Here is an 18,761-nt window from a genome sequence, read left to right on the forward strand (position 1 = left end):
CCCACTACCCGCCTGCCGGCAGATCGGTGCGCGGGGCCGCGCCCAGGTGCACGCCGACCCGCTTGACCAGGAGCGTCATCTCGTAGGCGACCTGTCCCACGTCGGAGTCGGCGTCGGACAGGACGGCGAGGCAACTGCCGTCCCCGGCGGCGGTGACGAAGAGGAAGGCGTCGTCCAGCTCCACCACCGTCTGCCGGACGCTACCCGCGTCGAAGTGACGGCCCACGCCCTTGGCGAGGCTGTGGAAGCCGGATGCGACAGCGGCCAGATGCTCGCTGTCCTCCCTGGTCAGGTCTTTGGAGACACCCGTCGGCAGGCCGTCGCCGGACAGCACGACGGCCTTGTGGATGCTGGCGACCCGGTCGACCAGATCGTCCAGGAGCCAGTTCAGCTCCCCCTTGTTCGTCTCCGTGTGGCCGGTCGCCTTCGGTGCGGTCATCGACCGTCCCCCTTAGTCGTTCCTTCTGCGGTGCCGTTCTGGTCGCCCTCGCCCGCGGCGTTCTCCCGACGTCCGCGCTGCCAGCCGCGCTGCAGCGAGGCCATCCTGCTACGGACCTCGTCGGCGTCGCGGTCCGGGGGCCCCGCCGCGCGTTCGGCGGGCCGTGCGGTGTCCTGCTTGAGCTGAGGCGCCAGGCTGGCCTGCCGCACCCGCCGGGGCAGGGGGCCGACGGCCGGCTCGGCGCCCGCATCGGAGGCAGGGGCGATGTCGGCGCCGGGCGCTGAGGCGCTGTCTGCGCCGATGGCCGGGGCGGTGGGCTGGGCCACCTCGCCCGTCGGCCGGCTCGCGTGGGCATCCGGACGCAGGGCTTCGCCGGTGGGCCGGTCCGCTGCCCCGGGCAGACGCGGTTCTTCGCCGCCGGGCCGAGCCGTCTCGCCGCTGGAACCCGCCCGCTCGTCGGTGAACTCGGCGGTGCCGGCACCGGCCTGCCCCGGGGCGTCCGGTCCCGCACCGGCGGGTGCGCCGGGCCGGGTGCGCCGGGGCAGCGCGGGAACGCCGGACACGGCGTCGGTGCCCGCGGCGGGGGCGGTGCCGCGTCCCTCGGCTCGCTCGACGCCCTCGGCGGGAGCCGCACCACGCCCCTCGGCTCGGTCGCCGGTGGGCTCGGTGGGGCGGCGGGGGGCCGTGGTGCGGCGGCGGGCGGGCAGCGGGGCCAGTGCGCCGGTGTCGGGGCGATGGGGCGCGGTGGAGGGCTGCTGGTCGCCGTCGTCGCGGCGGGAGCGCTGGTCGGTGACGGGCTTGCCGTGCGAGCTGACCAGTTTGGGGGTCTGCCGACGCGGCAGCGGTACGAGCCCGTGGTCGCCGTCCGCCTCGCGTGCTTCGCGATCGCCGTCCGCTCCGCGCGGCGCGCGGTCGCCGGAAGGGGAGGCGGCAGGGTCGTCGGCGCGGGAGAGGGAGCGGCGGGGGCGGAACAGTCCGCCGCGCTCGCTGTCCTCTTCACCGAGGACGCCGGGGAAGTCGTCGATGGCGTCGAGGTCCACCGGCGCCTCCAGCTCGACCGGGCCGTCCAGCAGCGAGGTCGGCAGGCCGGGCAGCTGCACCGGTCCCGTGGACCGTCCGACGGCACGGCCCGCGGCCTGCCCCGGCCCCTTCCCGCCGCGGTCCCGGTCGAGGCGGAAGCCGAGGCCGTTGGTGTCCGGTACGTCGTCGCTCAGCAGCGCGTCGGGGATGAAGACGACGGCGGTGGTGCCGCCGTAGGGCGACGGCTGGAGGGAGACCCGGACGTTCTGGCGCTGGGCGAGCCGGCTGACCACGAACAGGCCGAGCCGGTCGGTGTCGGAGAGCTCGAACTCGGGGGTCTCGGCGAGGCGCAGATTGGCGTCCAGGAGAGCTTCGGCCGTCATACCGAGACCGCGGTCGTGGATCTCCAGCGTGAAGCCGTTGGCGACCCGCTCGCCGAGTACCTGTACGGCGGTGTGCGGGGGCGAGAAGACCGTGGCGTTCTCCAGGAGTTCGGCCACGAGGTGGGTGAGGTCGGCGACGGCCGGTCCGGTGACGGCGACCCGGGGCAGGCGCCGCACCTCGATGCGTTCGTAGTCCTCGACCTCGGCGACGGAGGCGCGCACGATGTCCATGAGCTGCACCGGGCGGCGCCACTGCCGGGAGGGCGCCGCGCCGGAGAGGATGACCAGGCCCTCGGCGTGCCGGCGCATACGGGTGGTGAGGTGGTCCAGGCGGAACAGGTCGGCGAGTTCGTCGGTGTCCTCGGTGCGGCGTTCCATGGTGTCGAGCAGGGTGAGCTGCTTGTGCAGCAGCACCTGGCTGCGGCGGGCGAGGTTGACGAAGACCTCGGAGACACCGGAGCGCAGTTCGGCCTGCTTCACGGCGGCCTCGACGGCGGCGCGCTGCAGGGTGTTGAGGGCCTGGCCGACCTCGCCCATCTCGTTCTTGTCGTACTCCAGGCGCGGCACCTCGGTCTCCACGTCGACCTGTTCGCCGGCGGACAGGCGGCGCATCACGCTGGGCAGCCGGACACCCGAGGCCTCGTGCGCGTCCAGGCGCAGCTGGCGCAGGTCGCGGATGAGGCTGCGGCCGATCCGGACCGACAGGACGATGGAGAACACGAGCGCGAGCAGCCCGAGGAGGCCCGCGACGGCCGCCTGCAGGATGACGCTCATGGCCACCGGGCGGGTACGGGCCTGGAAGCGGTCGCCCGCGTGGTCGTCGAGGGTGCCGAGTTCGTCCAGGACGCCCGCGGCCTCGGAGTCCCAGCTCTGCGCGGTGACCCCGGGCGGGGTGCCCGAGTCGGTGTCGACGACGGTCTGCTCGGCCGTGCGCAGCGGGGCGGTGGTGGCGTCCTTCCAGAAGCGCTGGTAGCGGTCGCGTTCGGCGGAGGGCAGCAGCGGCAGGCTGACGTCGTACAGGACGGTGCGCTGGGCGACCAGGTCGGAGATGTCACGGGTCTCGGCGCGGGTGAGCGTGCCGACGACGAGGGAGGAGCCGAGCAGGGCGTCCTCGCGGGAGAGCAGTTCGCGGGCGCGGCTGACATTGACCATCGCGCGCGCCTGCGCGTCCAGTTGGACGTCGTCGATGCCTTCGAGGGCGGTGAGCAGTGTGAAGCAGGGGTCGACGAGGCGGTTGTAGAGGTCGAAGGCCTGAGCGCGGGTGACCGTGCCCTGCTCGACGCTGCGGCGCAGGGAGTCGAGGCCGTCGAAGGCGTCCAGGGCGGCGGCGAGGCGTTCGCTGCCGTTCGTGTCCAGGCCGTCGAGGACGTCGTGGTCGCCGGCGTTCTTCTGGAGCTTGGCGACCGCCCCGTCGGTGGCGGTGCGGGTGCGCTGCAGCGCGGTGAGAGCGTCGGCCGCCCGCGGGTCGGCGAGGTAGACGAGGGTCTGGCGACGCTCCTGCTGCAGCGTGCGGACGATGTCGTCGGCGGGGTAGCCGACGTCCTGCTTGACGTCCGTGACGTGGAACAGCCGGGCGACCTCGCGCCCTGTGAGTACCGTTGCGAAGCCCCAGACGGCGGTCAGGGACACCAGCGGCACGAGAAGCAGCGCCACGATCTTCCGGCGGATCGACTTCCCGCGAAAGCGCATGGCCTCCCCCAGCTCGACCCCCGCCGGTCGGGGGTGTACATGTGCGTCAACAAACGGCGCGAGCCTACTACCGCCCCACACTTAACTCGAAGACATGTCCGGAGGGTGAACTTCCGCTCCGGCGGCGAGACGTGGCGAGTTGTCCGGGCATTGCGGGAGATTGCCACCGCGATCCGGCTACGCGCGCCCCCTGGGACCGCGATGTAGCGGCCAGGCGGTTGGCTGGAATTTTTCGAAGACGGGGAATCTTCAGCCGATCTCGTTCGTCCTTCTCTACGGGAAATGGGTGCGGAATGGGCCACAGGAGCCGCATCCCGCACCCCGGCGGCGTAAAACAGCGCAAGCCGGGCAGCCACTGGGGAGTCCGAGTCGTGTGACGCCGGGGCTGGCTGCCGGCAGTGGGGAGGGGCACGGTGATGGGGACGGCGGAGCGGCGCGAGGCGCCCGAGGAGAGCAGGGCGGGACACCCGGCGGCACGGCGGGGGCTCACGGCATCGGATCGCGACATTCCGGCGCAGGGGCGTGCCCGGGAGTTCGCCGGCGAACAGCAGCAGAGCTGCCGTCCGTTGTGGGTCGAGGAGCCGGCCGAGCGCCATCCGATGCCGGATCCGGTGCGTACGGCGGCGGTGCGGGCGGTTCTGATCATTGCGGTGACGCTGATCCAGGCGATGGTGGCGTTCCTGTGCACGATGGCCGACTCCTGGCTGGCGTTCCCCATGGTGATCAGCAGCGTGGCGAGCACGGTGGTGGCCACCTGGGCCGTGGTCGACGTCTGGGTGACCCGCCAGGTGTGGAACCAGCGGTACGGCGTGGTCTCCGAGCCGAGCAGCACGGCACGGGCGCTGCGCCGCGAGCGGCGCGCCCGTCGGCGCGCGGAGCGGGCGGCCCTGCGCGAACAGGAGCGGATACGCCGGCGGGGCGGCAGCGGGCAGCTCTCCCACCTCTGAGCCGGGGCCTGCGGGTCCGGCCCGGCCGAGCAGGCCGGCACCGGGCCCGACCCGCCACCGCGCGCCGGGCCCGCCGTCACAGCGCGGCCGGTACGGCCCGTTCCCGCTCGTCCCGCTGGAGTTCGCGCCGGGCCCGCAGAAAGGCGCGGGGCCGGTCGACTCCGAGCACGGCGACGGTGCGGCCGTCCCGTTCGTAGCGGGCGAGGAAGCCCGCCTCACCGGGACCGTCGTCGGTGCACTCGCCCTCGGTGAGGCGGACGGTGTCGCCGTCGCGGCGGTGCCCCGCGAACTGGATGCGGGAGCCGTACTGGTCGGACCAGAAGTACGGCAGGGTGCGGACCGTCGCGAGGGTGCGTCCGGCGAGCAGATTGGTCACGGCGACGCGGGGTTGCTCGGTGGCGGAGGTCCAGTGCTCGGCCCGGGTGCCACCGACGCGGGCGACGTCGCCGACCGCGACCACCTGGGGCAGGGCCGTCGCGCAGCCGTCGTCGCAGAGCACGCCGTCGTGCAGGGCGAGCGTCGAACCCAGCAGCCAGGAGGTCGCGGGAGCGGCGCCGATGCCGACGATCACGGTGTCGGCGGGGAGGGTGCGACCGTCGCTGAGGGCGACACCGGTGACGGCGGCGGCGCCGTGCAGGCCGCCCACACCGGTTCCGGTGATCAGCTCCACCCCGCCGCGCCGATGCAGGGCGGCGCACACGGCGGCCGTCTCCGGGCCGAGTTGAGGCACCAGCGGCAGCGGCGCGGCTTCGACCACCGTGACCGCGTGGCCGAGCCGGGCGCACGAGGACGCGGTCTCGGCACCGATGAAGCCGCCGCCGATGACGACGACCCGGCGGGGTCCCCGAGCGAGGTCGGCGCGCAGGGCGCGGGCGTCGTCCAGGGTGCGCAGGGTGTGGACGCCGGTGAGGTGGTCGCCGGGGAGCCGACGGGCGGTGGCGCCGGTGGCGATGACGACGCCGTCGGTGGAGACGGTGCGGCCGTCGTCGAGGAGGACCGTGCGGCCGCGGGTGTCGAGCCCGCGGGCGCGGACGCCGAGCAGCCACTCGGCATCGAGTCCGGCCGTTTCCTCGGCGTCGGTGAGGGCGAGCCGATCCTCGCCGGTGCGGCCGGTGAGGAAGTCCTTGGAGAGGGGAGGCCGGTCGTAGGGGCGGTGGGGTTCCTCGCCGACGATCACCAGTCGGCCGTCGAAGCCCTGGGCCCGCAGCTCCCGGGCGGCGTAGAGCCCGGAGAGGGAGGCGCCGACGATGGTCACGGTCCTCATACGGCACGGCTCCTCGGGTCGGGGGCGAGGCGGCGGCGCGCGGATGCCGCGCCGTCGGGGCGGCACGGCGACGGCCCGCCGGCGGGCCGGGCGGCCGTGGTCACACGGCTACGACCGACGAGGCGGGCGTTCATGCCGCCGTGCCCTTCTCCGCGTCCAGGTGGACATGGACGACGCCGTCGTCGACGGTGACGCGGTGGGTGCGTACGGGGCGCCGGGCCGGCAGACAGGTCGGCTCCCCGGTGCGCAGGTCGAAGGAGGCGGCGTGCAGCGGGCATTCGACCAGGCAGCCCTCCAGCCAGCCCTCGGAGAGGGAGGCGTCCTGGTGGGTGCAGGTGTCGTCGATGGCGTACAGCCCGCCGTCCTCGGTGCGGAACACGGCGACGGGCGGTGAGGTGTCGATGCGGACGGACTCGCCCTCGGGGAGGTCTTCGAGGCGGCAGACGGGAATCACGGGCCCCCCTCTCGGTCCGGGACACTCGTTCCGGACCTGCTCGATGCAGGCGTCAGGGATGACAGACCGGAGTCCGGACCTGCGGCGGTCCGGCCCGGTGGAGCGCTCAGGGAATGGCGGACCGGCAGCGGTCCGGGTGGTACGGGGTGGTCCGAGTGGTCCGGCACCCTTCCGGGATCCGGACGCTTCGGTAACATGATGTTTCGTATGGCGCATAAGCGAGCGCTATGCGCAACAGAATCCGGGCGGGACGACCGTCGCGTCAAGGGCTTCCCGCAGATGCGGCCCGAACCGGGCCCACAGGTGGTGAGAGTTGAGCCATGACCCGCACGCAGAAGCAGTCCGACCGCAACGAGGAGACCACCAAGACCCCAGGGGCCCCGGAGAGGCAGAGCGGCCGCGGTGCGGCCAGCGCGGTGCAGTCGGTGGACCGCGCCGTGAGTGTGCTGGAGATCCTCGCCCGGCACGGCGAGGCGGGCGTCACCGAGATCGCCGAGGAGCTGGACGTGCACAAGTCCACGGCGTTCCGGCTGCTCGGTGTCCTGGAGAACCGCGGCCTGGTGGCCCAGGCGAAGGACCGCGGCAAGTACTACCTGGGGGCCGGCGTGCTGCGCCTCGCGGGGGCGGCGGCCGTACGGCTGGACATCTCCCAGGAGGGCGTCCCGGTCTGCCGTGAGGTCGCCGACGAGCTGGGCGAGACGGTGAACATCGCCGTGCTCGACGACGACGCGGCGGTCAACATCATGCAGGCCCGCGGCACGGCCTCGGTCACCGCGCAGAACTGGCTGGGCAGGCGTACCCCGCTGCACGCCACCTCCAGCGGGAAGGTGCTGCTCGCGCACATGTCGCCCACCCTGCGCGAGGGTCTGCTCGCGCGCACGCTGCCGCGGTTCACGGACCGTACGATCACCGGCGCGGCCATGCTGCGCGCCGAGCTGGAGGCCGTGGTCGAGCAGGGCTACGGCATCACGATCGAGGAGCTGGAGCTGGGGCTGGCCGCCGTGGCGGCACCCGTGCGTGCGCACGACGGCAGGGTGATCGCCGCGATCAGCGTCTCGGGGCCGGTGTACCGGCTGAATCCGGACCGGCTGCCGGATGTGGCGAAGCGGACGGTGGCGGCCGGCGCCGAGCTGTCGCGCCGGATGGGCTACGGCTTCTGACCGGACCGACGCGGACGCGCGCACCCCGTCGCAGAGCAGCAACCACCGCGCGGGACCGGGACGTTCCCGGTCCCGCGCCGTCGTGCCTGCGAGCCGTGTGTCCGAGAGGTTTCGCCCCACAGGTTCCCTTTGCCAAGGGTTAACGCGCACCCCTTGACGGCTCCGTGACGCCGTTCTCAATATGTTCCTCATCGCGCAACCCATCGTGCAATGCGCAACAGCAGAGGAGCTTGTCGTGCCACACGAGGTCCGTGCCGTAGTCGCTGTGAAGAAGGGCGCACCCGTGGAGGTGCGGACCATCGTCGTCCCGGATCCGGGCCCCGGTGAGGTGCTGGTCGATGTGCAGGCCTGCGGGGTGTGCCACACGGATCTCCATTACCGGGAGGGCGCGATCAACGACGACTTCCCGTTCCTGCTGGGCCATGAGGCGGCCGGCACGATCGCGGCGGTCGGCCCGGGCGTCACCGACCTCGCACCCGGTGACTACGTGGTGCTGGCCTGGCGGGCACCCTGCGGCAGCTGCCGTTCCTGTCGCCGTGGCCGGCCCTGGTACTGCTTCGACTCCCGCAACGCCGCGCAGCCGATGACCCTGCCGGACGGCACCCCGCTCAGCAACGCCCTCGGCATCGGCGCCTTCGCCGAGAAGACGCTGGTCGCTGCCGGTCAGGCGGTGAAGATCGACCCGGCCGCACGGCCCGAGGCGGCCGGGCTCATCGGCTGCGGGGTGATGGCCGGTTACGGCGCCGCGGTCAACACCGGCCAGGTCGGCCGCGGTGACTCGGTCGCCGTCATCGGCTGCGGCGGCGTCGGCAACGCGGCCATCGCGGGCGCCTGTCTGAACGGCGCCATGAAGGTCATCGCCGTGGACATCGACGACAAGAAGCTGGACCAGGCGGAGAAGTTCGGCGCCACCCACACCGTCAACTCCCGTGGCACCGATCCGATCGAGGCGGTCCGGGCGCTCACCGACGGCCACGGCGTGGACATCGCCATCGACGCGGTAGGCAGACCCGAGACCTTCGAGCAGGCCTTCTACATGCGCGATCATGCCGGTGTGCTGGTCCAGGTCGGTGTGCCGTCCCCCGAGACGAAGGTCGAACTCCCGCTGATCGACGTCTTCTCGCGCGGCGGCGCGATCAAGTCCTCCTGGTACGGCGACTCCCTGCCCAGCAGGGACTTCCCGTTCCTGATCGACCAGTATCTGTACGGCCTGCTCGACCTCAACGCGTTCGTGTCCGAGACGATCGCCCTGGACCAGGTGGAGGAGGCGTTCGGCAAGATGCACCGGGGCGAGGTGCTGCGCTCGGTGGTCGTGCTGTGAAGGGGGCCGCACGGATCGAACGCGTCGTCACGCACGGCACGTTCAGCCTCGACGGCGACACCTTCGACGTCGCCGACAACGTCTGGCTGGTCGGTGACGACGAGGAGGTCCTGGTCGTGGACGCCGCGCACGACGCCGAGGCGATCCATCGCGCCACGGCGGGCCGCCGGGGCACCGCCGTCGTCTGCACCCACGCCCATGACGACCACATCGGCGCGGCGGTCGCGTTCTCCACCCGCACCGAAGCGCCCGTCCTGCTCCACCCGGACGACCACGAGCTGTGGTCCCGCACCCACCCCGACCGGGGGCCGGACGGCGAGCTGACCGACGGCCGCCGCCTCACGGTCGCCGACATCGAACTCCAGATCCTGCACACCCCGGGCCACACCTGGGGCAGCTGCTGCCTGTACGTCCCGTTCCTGGACGCCGTCCTCACCGGCGACACCCTCTTCCACGGCGGTCCCGGCGCCACCGGACGCTCGTACTCCGACCGCCCGGCCCTCGAGGCGTCCGTCCGGGCCCGGCTGCTCACCCTGCCGGGCGGCACCGTCGTCCACACCGGGCACGGCCGGGACACGACGATCGCGGCCGAGCGGCCGAACGTCCCGACCACGTGAGCGACTTCCCCGCACCTGCCATCCCCGCCACCACAAGGAGGGGCATGACCAGCACGCCCACACCCCAGGGCCACGGCCCGCGCGTCGTCGTCATCGGCGCCGGCATCGTCGGCTGCTCCCTCGCCGACGAGCTGACCGCCCGTGGCTGGACCGATGTCACCGTCCTCGAACAGGGCCCCCTGCCCGCCCCCGGCGGCTCCACCTCGCACGCCCCCGGGCTCGTCTTCCAGACCAGCCCGTCCAGGACACTCGCCGAGTTCGCCCGGTACACCGTCGAGAAGTTCAGCTCCCTGGCAGCCGCCGGCGTCTCCTGCTTCCACCAGGTCGGTGGCCTGGAACTCGCCACCACCCCCGAACGCCTGGCCGAACTGCACCGCCGGGCCGGTTACGCCGCCTCCTGGGGCATCCGGGGTGAGATCGTGAGCACGGCCCGCTGCAAGGAACTCTGGCCGCTGCTGGACGAGTCGATCGTCCTCGGCGGCTTCCACACCCCTGACGACGGCCTGGCCCGAGCCGTCCTCGCGGCGGGTGCCCAGATGGACCGGGCCACCGCGCGCGGTGCCCGCTTCCTGGACCGCCACACGGTCACCGGCATCGAGCAGCAGGACGGCCATGTCACGGCCGTGGTCACCGACCGGGGCACCTTCCCCGCCGACCGGGTCGTCTCCGCGGCCGGGTTCTGGGGGCCGGTCATCGGCCGCATGGCCGGGGTCGACGTACCGCTGCAGCCGCTCGCGCACCAGTACGCGAAGACCCGGCCGCTGCCCGGGCTGAGCGGTGCCACGGCCGAGGCCGCGCGGCCGATCCTCCGCTTCCAGGACCGGGACCTGTACTTCCGCGAGCACACCGACCGCATCGGCATCGGCTCGTACGCGCACCGGCCGCTGCCGGTCGATCCGTTCGCCGTGCTCGCCTACGACGAGGCGCGCGCGCAGAACAGGGAGATGCCGTCGTCGTACCCGTTCACCGAGGAGGACTGGGCGCCGAGCTGGCAGGACTGCCGTCGGCTGCTGCCCGCCCTGCGCGATACCGAGATCGAGACCGGGTTCAACGGGGTGTTCTCCTTCACCCCGGACGGTATGCCGGTCCTCGGCGAGACCCGGCGGCTGCGGGGATTCTGGCTGGCCGAGGCGGTCTGGGTGACGCACTCCGCCGGGGTGGCGAAGGCGGTGGCCGAGTGGATGGTCGACGGGCGGCCCTCCCTCGACGTGCACGAGTGCGACCTCACACGCTTCGAGGAGGCGCAGCGGTCACCGGCGTACGTCCGTGAGCGCGGTGCACAGCAGTTCGTCGAGGTGTACGACGTCCTGCACCCCCTGCAGCCGATGGACCAGCCGCGCCCCCTGCGGGTCAGCCCCTTCCACGCCCGCCAGCAGCAGCTGGGCGCCTTCTTCCTGGAGGGCACCGGCTGGGAGCGTCCGCACTGGTACGAGGCGAACGCCCCGCTCGTCGACGCCCTCGGTGACCTGCCCGAACGCGACGCCTGGTCGGCCCGCCACTGGTCTCCCGTCGCCGCCGCCGAGGCGAGGGCGACCCGCGAGAAGGTCGCCCTGTACGACATGACCCCGCTGCGCCGCCTGGAGGTGACCGGCCCCGGCGCGCTCGCCTTCCTCGACCGCATGACCAGCAACAACCTCCGCAAGAAGCCCGGCGCGGTCACCTACACCCTGCTCCTGGACGAGACCGGGGGCATCCGTTCCGATCTCACCGTCGCCCGGCTCGCGCCCGACCGTTTCCAGGTCGGCGCCAACTCCCCCGCGGATCTCGACTGGTTGCTGCGCCACGCGCCGGGCGACGTCCAGGTCCGGGACATCACCTCCGGCACCTGCTGTATCGGCGTCTGGGGCCCGCTCGCCCGGGACCTCGTCCAGCCGCTGACCGGCGACGACTTCTCCCACGAGGGCTTCGGCTACTTCCGGGCCAAGGAGACGTACATCGGCCATGTCCCGGTGACGGCGATGCGTCTGAGCTACGTCGGGGAGCTGGGCTGGGAGCTGTACACCACGGCCGACCTGGGCCTGCGGCTCTGGGACACCCTGTGGGCGGCCGGGCAGGACCTCGGTGTGGTCGCCGCCGGGCGCTCCGCCTTCAACTCCCTGCGCCTGGAGAAGGGGTACCGCGCCTGGGGCACCGACATGACCGACGAGCACGATCCGTTCGAGGCGGGCCTCGGCTTCGCGGTCCGCATGGACAAGGAGGACTTCGTCGGCAGGGCCGCGCTGGAGCGGGCCGCAGCGCCCTCCCGCCGGCTCACCCCGCTCCTCCTCGACGACCCCGCCGCGGTGGTCCTCGGCAAGGAGCCGGTCTTCGTCGACGGCGCCCCGGCCGGTTACGTGACCAGCGCGTCGTACGGCTACACACTCGGGTGCTGTGTCGCCTACGCCTGGCTTCCGGCGGGCCTCACCGCCGGGGCCGGCGTCCACATCGAGTACTTCGGCGAGAAGGTGGCGGCCACCGTCGCCGAGGAGCCGCTGTTCGACCCGAAGATGACCCGGATCCGCCGTTAGGAGACGCCCGATGTCCCCCTCTTACGACGTCATCGTCATCGGTCTCGGCGGCATGGGCAGCGCCGCGGCCCACCATCTGTCCGCGCGCGGTGCCCGCGTGCTCGGGCTGGAGAAGTTCGGCCCGGTGCACAGCCGCGGCTCCAGCCACGGCGGTTCGCGGGTCACCCGGCAGTCGTACTTCGAGGACCCCGCCTACGTACCGCTGCTCCTGCGCGCCTACGAGCTGTACGAGGAGCTGGCGCGGGCCACCGGCCGGGAGATCGCGATCCTCAGTGGTGGTGTGATGGTCGGGCGGCCGGAGTCGCGGACCGTCGCCGGCTCGCTCCGTTCGGCCCGGCAGTGGGACCTGCCGCACCAGATGCTCGACGCCAAGGAGATCCGCCGCCGCTTCCCGACGCTCGCCCCGGCCGACGACGAGGTGGCCCTCTACGAGGAGAAGGCAGGCCTGCTCCGCCCGGAGAACACCGTCGCCGCACACCTTCAGCTGGCCACCCGCCAGGGCGCCGAGCTGCACTTCGAGGAACCGATGCGACGCTGGGAGCCGTACCGGGACGGCGTGCGGGTGCACACGGCCGAGAACACGTACACGGCCGCCCAGTTGGTGATCTGCCCGGGCGCCTGGGCGCCCCAGCTGCTCACCGACATCGGGGTGCCGTTCACGATCGAGCGGCAGGTCATGTACTGGTTCCGGCCGACGGGCGGCATCGGGCCGTTCCGGCCCGAGAACCACCCGATCTACGTCTGGGAGGACGCGGCCGGCGTCCAGGTGTACGGCTTCCCGGCCATCGACGGCCCGGACGGGGGCGCCAAGGTCGCCTTCTTCAGAAGGGGCCGGGTCACGACCCCGGAGACGATCGACCGGACGGTGCACGAGGACGAGGTACGGGCCATGGCGGACCACATGTCCCGCTGCATCCCGGACCTGCCGGGCAGCTTCCTGAAGGCCGCCGCCTGCATGTACTCCAACACGCCCGACGAGCACTTCGTGATCGCCCGGCACCCCGCCCACGCGGAGTCGGTCACCGTGGCCTGCGGATTCTCCGGGCACGGTTTCAAGTTCGTGCCGGTCGTCGGCGAGATCCTGGCCGACCTCGCCCTGACCGGCTCCACCGCGCACCCGATCGGCCTGTTCGACCCCGCCCGCCTCGCCGCCGCGCCCGCCCGAGGAGCACGCCCGTGACGACGATCCCGCTGCCTTCGAGCCTCATCGCGACGCTTCCGGGCCGCTACTACACCGACCCGGACATCTTCCGGCAGGAGCAGGAGAAGCTCTTCGAGTCCCTGTGGTTCTGCGCGGTCCGCAGCGCCGACCTGGACGGGCCGGGCGCCTTCCGCACGGTCCAGGTGGGCCGCGAGAGCGTGGTCATCACCCGCACGCGTACGGGTGAGCTTCGTGCCTTCCTGAACGTGTGCCGGCACCGGGGCGCGCGGCTGTGCACCGAGGAGTCCGGCGAGGTGCGCCGCAATCTGCAGTGCCCGTACCACGCATGGACGTACGATCTCGACGGCAAGTTGATCGCCGCGCCCAACTTGATCAAGATGCCGGACATCGATCGAGTCGCGTACGGGTTGATCAAGGTGGCCCTGCGTGAATGGCTCGGCTACGCCTGGGTGTGTCTCGCCGACGAGCCGCCCTCCTTCGAGGGCACCGTGATCTCCGCGGCCGTGGAGCGACTCGGCGATGCGGCCGCCATCGAGCACTACGGCGCCGAGCGGCTGGCCCTCGGCCGGCGCGTCACCTATGACGTGAAGGCCAACTGGAAGCTGATCGTCGAGAACTTCATGGAGTGCTATCACTGCGCGACGATCCACCCCGAACTGGTCGAGGTGCTCCCGGAGTTCGCCGACGGATACGCCGCCCAGTACTACGTCGGCCATGGCGCCGAGTTCGGTACGCGGATCAAGGGATTCACGGTCGACGGCAGTCCGGGCTTCGCCAGGCTGCCCGAGGTCGGCGCAGACCAGGACCGCCGCTACTACGCGATCACGGTCAAGCCGACCGTGTTCGTCAACCTGGTGCCCGACCACGTCATCCTGCACCGGATGTTCCCACTGGCCGAGGACCGCACGGTCGTGGAGTGCGACTGGCTGTACGCGCCGGAGGTGGTGGCGTCCGGGGCGGACGTGTCGCACTCCGTGGAACTGTTCCACCGGGTCAACGTGCAGGACTTCGAGGCGTGCGAGCGCACTCAGCCGGCGATGTCCTCGCGCGCGTACCGCGACGGCGGGGTCCTGGTCCCGAACGAGCACCACATCGGGATCTTCCACGCATGGCTGCTGGGCCGACTGGGAGGCGCCGATGCCTGATCTCTTCATCGACGGCACGTGGCGCGCCGCCCTGGACGCGCGCACCCGGGAGATCCGCTGCCCGGCCGACGGCTGCCCGGTCGGGGTCGTCGACGAGGCCGGCGGCAAGGACACCGTGGAGGCGATCGCGGCGGCCCGGCGTGCCTTCGACACCGGCCCCTGGCCGCGCACACCGGCACAGGAGCGCGGCGACCTGCTCCTTCGGGTCGCGGACCTCCTCGTCCGCGATCGGGACACCCTGGCCCGCGCCGAATCTCTCGACACCGGCAAGCGGTGGGTGGAGAGCGGGTACGACGTGGACGACGTCGTCAACTGTTTCCGCTACTTCGGGCGGCTGGTCGCGAGCGAGACCGGACGGGTGATCGACACCGGTCGGGCGGACGTCGACAGCCGAGTGGTCTACGAACCAGTCGGCGTCTGCGCCCTGATCACGCCCTGGAACTATCCGCTGCTGCAGACCGCGTGGAAGGTCGCCCCGGCCCTCGCGGCGGGCAACACCTTCGTGCTGAAGCCGAGCGAGCTGACCCCGCACACCGCCATCCACCTGATGGGGCTGCTGGCCGAGGCGGGGCTGCCGGCGGGCGTGGCCAACCTGGTGCTGGGGTCCGGTCCGGAGGCGGGCGCCCCGCTCGGCGATCATCCGGACGTCGACCTGGTCTCCTTCACCGGCGGTCTGCGGACCGGCCGCCGGCTGATGGCCGCGGCGGCCGGCACGGTGAAGAAGGTCGCGCTGGAACTCGGCGGGAAGAACCCCAACATCGTCTTCGCCGACGCCGACTTCGAGGCTGCCGTCGACATGGCGCTCACGGCGGTGTTCCTGCACTCCGGGCAGGTCTGTTCGGCCGGGGCCCGGCTGCTGGTCGAGGACGCGCTGCACGGCCGGTTCGTGGACGAGGTCGTACGCCGGGCCCGGCTGATCCGGCCGGGCGGCCCCTTCGACGAACGCGCGCAGACCGGGCCGCTGATCTCGGCGGCCCACCGGGCGAAGATCGAGGCCTATGTGGCCAAGGGCGTCGAGGAGGGCGCGGTGCTGCGCTGCGGCGGCGCCCGGCCCACCGGCCCAGGCCTCGACGAGGGCTTCTACTACCTCCCGACCGTCCTGGACGCGTGCACGAGCGGGATGTCGGTGGTCCGGGAGGAGTCCTTCGGACCGGTCCTGACCGTCGAGCGGTTCGTCGCCGAGGAGGAGGCCGTGCGACTCGCCAACGACACGGTCTACGGCCTCGCGGGCGCCGTGTGGACCGGCGACGAGGCCAGGGCCGCCCGCGTCGCGGCGGGCCTGCGCCTCGGCACGGTCTGGATCAACGACTACCACCCGTATGTGCCCCAGGCCGAATGGGGTGGTTACAAGCAGTCCGGGTTCGGGCGTGAACTCGGACCGGCGGGGCTCGCCGAGTACCGCGAGACGAAGCACATCTGGCGCACCACCGCGCCGACACCGCAGGGCTGGTTCGACTGACAGCCGGAGGAGTCCGCTCATGACCACCACGGAGCAATCACCAGGACCGCACCACCACGACGACGCCGAACTCGCCGAGTTCGGCTACCGACCCGAACTCAAACGCACGCTCGGCAACTTCCACACCTTCGCCGCCGGCATCAGCTACATCTCGATCCTGACCGGCACCTTCCAGTTGTTCTACTTCGGCTACGGCAGCGGCGGTCCGGCCTACTGGTGGTCGTGGCCGATGGTGTTCCTCGGCCAGTTCGCGGTCGCCCTGTGCTTCGCCGAACTCGCCGCCCGCTACCCCGTGGCCGGCTCGGTCTACAACTGGTCGAAGAAGATCGGCAATCCGCATCTCGGCTGGCTGGCCGGGTGGATGATGTTGATCGCGTCCATCGTGTCCATCGCGGCGGTCGCGCTGGCCTACCAGTTGACGCTGCCGCAGATCTCGTCCACGTTCCAGTTCGTCGGGGACGGCACCGGCAAGTACGACGTGGCGACCAACGCGGTCGTCCTGGCGGGCGTATTGATTCTCTTCACCACATTGATCAATGCATTTGGCGTCAAATTGATGGCCACGATCAACACCGCCGGTGTCTTCATCGAGTTGATCGCCACCGTCGTATTGATCATCCTGTTCGCCGTCCACATCACTCGTGGCCCTCAAGTCGTCATGCAGACGAACCACACCGGCGCCGGCTACTCGACCGGCTATCTCGGCGCCTTCCTGGTGGCCTCGCTGGCCTCGGCGTACGTCATGTACGGCTTCGACACCGCCGCCTCGCTCGGCGAGGAGTCCCTGGACCCGTCCCGCAACGCCCCGCGCGCCATCATCCGCGCGATCGTCGCCTCCTTCGTCCTGGGCGGTCTGGTGCTCCTCCTGGCGCTCATGAGCGTCTCCAGCCTGAAGGGCGACAAGCTGTCCACGGACGGTCTGCAGTACGTCGTGCTCGACGTCCTCGGGCCGACGGCCGGCAAGGGGATGCTGTGGTGCGTGCTGATCGCGGTCACGGTGTGCGCGCTGGCCGTGCACACGGCGGCGATCCGGCTGGCGTTCGCCATGGCCCGGGACAACAACCTGCCCGCGTCCGCGCTGCTGGCCCGGGTCAGCCCGCGTTTCAAGACCCCGGTCCTGCCGGCCGTGATCATCGGTGTGCTGGCGCTCGCGATCCTCGTGGTCAACATCCGCCAGCCGCAGATCTTCACGGTCGTCACCAGCATCGGCATCATCATGATCTACCTCGCCTACCTGGGCGTCACGGCGCCGATGCTGGTGGCGCGGCTGCGCGGCCGGTGGCAGCCGGCGGGCGGGGGCAGATTCTCACTGGGCCGCTGGGGACTGCTCGTCAACATCGTCGCGGTCGTGTGGGGCGCGGCCATGACGGTCAATCTGATCTGGCCGCGTACGGCGGTCTACAACGCGACCGCGCCGTCCCACTGGTATCTGCGCTGGGGCGCGGTGCTGTTCGTCGCGGTGATCGCGGGCGGCGGCTTCGCCTACTACTGGTTCGTCCAGCGCCACCGCACCGGCGTGCTCGCCGAGCATCGGCTGGAGACCACGTCCGCCGGACCCGCGGCTTCCGCCACTGCTCCGGCGGCCGACTGACCTTGACCGATTCCTACTGCTTTCGGCTGATCGCGGCCGGCAAGGAGGTCACATGAGCATCGATGAGTTCGACTACGTGGTGGTCGGCGGCGGCACGGCGGGCAACGTGGTGGCGGCCCGGCTCTCGGCGGATCCGTCCGTGACGGTGTGTGTGCTGGAGGCGGGGCCGAGCGACGTCGGCGACGACGCCGTCCTCAGACTGGAACGCTGGATGGGCCTGCTGGAGTCCGGCTACGACTGGGACTACCCGGTCGAACCGCAGGCCACCGGCAACAGCTTCATGCGGCACGCGCGGGCGAGGGTGCTGGGCGGCTGCTCCTCGCACAACTCCTGCATCGCCTTCTGGGCACCGGCGGAGGACCTGGACGACTGGGCGGCCGCGGGCTGCACGGGCTGGAGTGCGGCCGACCTGTTCCCGCTCTACCGGCGGCTGGAGAACAACGACGCGCCCGGCGACCACCACGGCCGCACCGGCCCGGTGAAGCTGCGCACGCTGAAGGGCGGCGACCCGTGCGGCGCGGCCCTGCTTCAGGCGTGCGCCCAGGCCGGGATACCCACGGTCCCGTTCAACACCGGGACCACGGTGGTGCGCGGGGCCAACTGGTTCCAGATCAACTCCGACGAGAGCAACGTCCGCCAGTCCTCGTCCGTCGCCTATCTGCACCCGGTGATGGGCCGGCGTCGGAATCTGGACGTCCGGACGGGGGTGCGCGCGAAACAGCTGGTGCTGGAAGGTCGCCGGTGCGTGGGCGCCGAGTATCTGGACCCCGATCTGGTGCACACCCGCACGGTACGGGCCCGGCGTGAGGTGATCGTCTCGTGCGGCTCGATCGACTCCCCGAAGCTGCTGATGCTGTCCGGCATCGGCCCTGCCGCGCAGCTGCGCGACGTCGGCGTGGACGTCGTCGTCGATTCCCCCGGCGTCGGCGAGAACCTCCAGGACCACCCCGAGGGCGTGATCATGTGGGAGGCGGAACAGCCCATGCCGACCACGTCGAGCCAGTGGTGGGAAGCGGGCGTCTTCTACGACACCGAGCCCGGCCTGGATCGGCCCGACCTGATGTTCCACTACGGCTCCGTGCCGTTCGACCTGAACACCGCCCGCTGGGGCTATCCCACCTCGGAGAACGCGTTCTGTCTGACGCCCAATGTGACGAAGGCGAAGTCGCGCGGCACGGTACGCCTGCGGACCCGGGACTTCCGCGACAAGCCGAAGGTGGATCCGCGGTACTTCACGCACGAGCACGATGTGCGGGTGATGACGTACGGGCTGAAGCTCGCACGGAAGATCGCCGCGCAGCCGGCGTTGAGCGGCTGGACGGGCGCCGAGCTGGCGCCGGGAGAGGACGTCCGGACGGACGACGAGCTGCTGGACTACATCCACAAGACGCACAACACCGTCTACCACCCGTCCTGCACGGTGAAGATGGGCGCCGACGACGACCCGTCGGCCCCGCTCGACGCGCGGTTGCGGGTCAAGGGGGTCGAGGGGCTGCGGGTCGCCGACGGTTCGGTGATGCCGGACCTGATCGCCGTCAATCCGTGCATCACGACGATGATGATCGGCGAGAAGTGCGCCGACCTCGTCAAGGAAGACGGCTGA

Annotated in this window: 14 protein-coding genes; 10 read left to right on the forward strand and 4 right to left on the reverse strand. The window is 71.7% G+C overall.

Annotated features, from left to right (window positions below):
- Positions 1-4 precede the first annotated feature (4 nt).
- Together AQI95_RS27760 and AQI95_RS27765 are read right to left on the reverse strand one after the other, a co-directional pair.
- Entirely contained in the window at positions 5-439 is a 435-nt protein-coding gene (locus AQI95_RS27760) for a roadblock/LC7 domain-containing protein (protein ID WP_067129542.1), read from the reverse strand.
- Entirely contained in the window at positions 436-3,531 is a 3,096-nt protein-coding gene (locus tag AQI95_RS27765; protein ID WP_067129545.1) for a sensor histidine kinase, read from the reverse strand. Before AQI95_RS27765 ends, AQI95_RS27760 begins: the two co-directional genes overlap by 4 nt.
- A gap of 416 nt (positions 3,532-3,947) precedes the next feature.
- Between AQI95_RS27765 and AQI95_RS27770 the strand changes: the two genes are divergently transcribed.
- On the forward strand, positions 3,948-4,478 hold the full coding sequence (locus AQI95_RS27770; protein WP_067129547.1) for a hypothetical protein: 531 nt from the start codon (positions 3,948-3,950) through the stop codon (positions 4,476-4,478).
- Positions 4,479-4,554: 76 nt separating this feature from the next.
- Here the strand turns inward: AQI95_RS27770 and AQI95_RS27775 are convergent, their stop codons facing one another.
- Together AQI95_RS27775 and AQI95_RS27780 are read right to left on the reverse strand one after the other, a co-directional pair.
- Positions 4,555-5,742, reverse strand: coding sequence for an NAD(P)/FAD-dependent oxidoreductase (locus tag AQI95_RS27775; RefSeq protein ID WP_208614281.1), 1,188 nt, complete (start codon positions 5,740-5,742; stop codon positions 4,555-4,557).
- A gap of 130 nt (positions 5,743-5,872) precedes the next feature.
- Positions 5,873-6,196: a bifunctional 3-phenylpropionate/cinnamic acid dioxygenase ferredoxin subunit gene (locus AQI95_RS27780; protein ID WP_067129550.1), complete on the reverse strand. Its 324-nt coding sequence runs from the start codon at positions 6,194-6,196 to the stop codon at positions 5,873-5,875.
- A 320-nt stretch (positions 6,197-6,516) separates the two neighbouring features.
- Between AQI95_RS27780 and AQI95_RS27785 the strand changes: the two genes are divergently transcribed.
- The 9 genes from AQI95_RS27785 to AQI95_RS27825 all read left to right on the forward strand — a co-directional run bounded on the left by AQI95_RS27785 (position 6,517) and on the right by AQI95_RS27825 (position 18,761).
- A complete protein-coding gene (locus AQI95_RS27785) occupies positions 6,517-7,356 on the forward strand; it encodes an IclR family transcriptional regulator (RefSeq protein ID WP_208614282.1) in 840 nt (279 codons plus the stop codon).
- A 235-nt stretch (positions 7,357-7,591) separates the two neighbouring features.
- Positions 7,592-8,677, forward strand: a complete 1,086-nt coding sequence (locus tag AQI95_RS27790) for an S-(hydroxymethyl)mycothiol dehydrogenase (RefSeq protein ID WP_067129553.1) — start codon at positions 7,592-7,594, stop codon at positions 8,675-8,677.
- Positions 8,674-9,294: an MBL fold metallo-hydrolase gene (locus AQI95_RS27795; RefSeq protein ID WP_067129556.1), complete on the forward strand. Its 621-nt coding sequence runs from the start codon at positions 8,674-8,676 to the stop codon at positions 9,292-9,294. Before AQI95_RS27790 ends, AQI95_RS27795 begins: the two co-directional genes overlap by 4 nt.
- 44 nt (positions 9,295-9,338) lie before the next feature.
- Positions 9,339-11,801: a GcvT family protein gene (locus tag AQI95_RS27800; protein ID WP_067129559.1), complete on the forward strand. Its 2,463-nt coding sequence runs from the start codon at positions 9,339-9,341 to the stop codon at positions 11,799-11,801.
- 10 nt (positions 11,802-11,811) lie between these two features.
- A complete protein-coding gene (gene solA / locus AQI95_RS27805) occupies positions 11,812-12,981 on the forward strand; it encodes an N-methyl-L-tryptophan oxidase (RefSeq protein ID WP_067129565.1) in 1,170 nt (389 codons plus the stop codon).
- On the forward strand, positions 12,978-14,108 hold the full coding sequence (locus tag AQI95_RS27810; RefSeq protein ID WP_067129568.1) for an aromatic ring-hydroxylating oxygenase subunit alpha: 1,131 nt from the start codon (positions 12,978-12,980) through the stop codon (positions 14,106-14,108). Before solA ends, AQI95_RS27810 begins: the two co-directional genes overlap by 4 nt.
- Entirely contained in the window at positions 14,101-15,567 is a 1,467-nt protein-coding gene (locus tag AQI95_RS27815) for an aldehyde dehydrogenase family protein (RefSeq protein WP_067129571.1), read from the forward strand. The genes AQI95_RS27810 and AQI95_RS27815 overlap by 8 nt, the downstream gene beginning before the upstream one ends.
- A gap of 19 nt (positions 15,568-15,586) precedes the next feature.
- Positions 15,587-17,158, forward strand: coding sequence for an APC family permease (locus tag AQI95_RS27820; RefSeq protein WP_067129574.1), 1,572 nt, complete (start codon positions 15,587-15,589; stop codon positions 17,156-17,158).
- 52 nt (positions 17,159-17,210) lie between these two features.
- A complete protein-coding gene (locus AQI95_RS27825) occupies positions 17,211-18,761 on the forward strand; it encodes a GMC family oxidoreductase (protein WP_067129577.1) in 1,551 nt (516 codons plus the stop codon).

The organism is Streptomyces yokosukanensis, assembly GCF_001514035.1.
Lineage (GTDB): Bacteria > Actinomycetota > Actinomycetes > Streptomycetales > Streptomycetaceae > Streptomyces > Streptomyces yokosukanensis.

What these genes read in the sequence shown, in the direction of transcription:
- AQI95_RS27760 (WP_067129542.1), bottom strand. Translation starts at nt 439, where the DNA reads ATGACCGCACCGAAGGCGACCGGCCACACGGAGACGAACAAGGGGGAG.
- AQI95_RS27765 (WP_067129545.1), bottom strand. Translation starts at nt 3,531, where the DNA reads ATGCGCTTTCGCGGGAAGTCGATCCGCCGGAAGATCGTGGCGCTGCTT.
- AQI95_RS27770 (WP_067129547.1), top strand. Translation starts at nt 3,948, where the DNA reads ATGGGGACGGCGGAGCGGCGCGAGGCGCCCGAGGAGAGCAGGGCGGGA.
- AQI95_RS27775 (WP_208614281.1), bottom strand. Translation starts at nt 5,742, where the DNA reads ATGAGGACCGTGACCATCGTCGGCGCCTCCCTCTCCGGGCTCTACGCC.
- AQI95_RS27785 (WP_208614282.1), top strand. Translation starts at nt 6,517, where the DNA reads ATGACCCGCACGCAGAAGCAGTCCGACCGCAACGAGGAGACCACCAAG.
- AQI95_RS27800 (WP_067129559.1), top strand. Translation starts at nt 9,339, where the DNA reads ATGACCAGCACGCCCACACCCCAGGGCCACGGCCCGCGCGTCGTCGTC.
- solA (WP_067129565.1), top strand. Translation starts at nt 11,812, where the DNA reads ATGTCCCCCTCTTACGACGTCATCGTCATCGGTCTCGGCGGCATGGGC.
- AQI95_RS27815 (WP_067129571.1), top strand. Translation starts at nt 14,101, where the DNA reads ATGCCTGATCTCTTCATCGACGGCACGTGGCGCGCCGCCCTGGACGCG.
- AQI95_RS27820 (WP_067129574.1), top strand. Translation starts at nt 15,587, where the DNA reads ATGACCACCACGGAGCAATCACCAGGACCGCACCACCACGACGACGCC.
- AQI95_RS27825 (WP_067129577.1), top strand. Translation starts at nt 17,211, where the DNA reads ATGAGCATCGATGAGTTCGACTACGTGGTGGTCGGCGGCGGCACGGCG.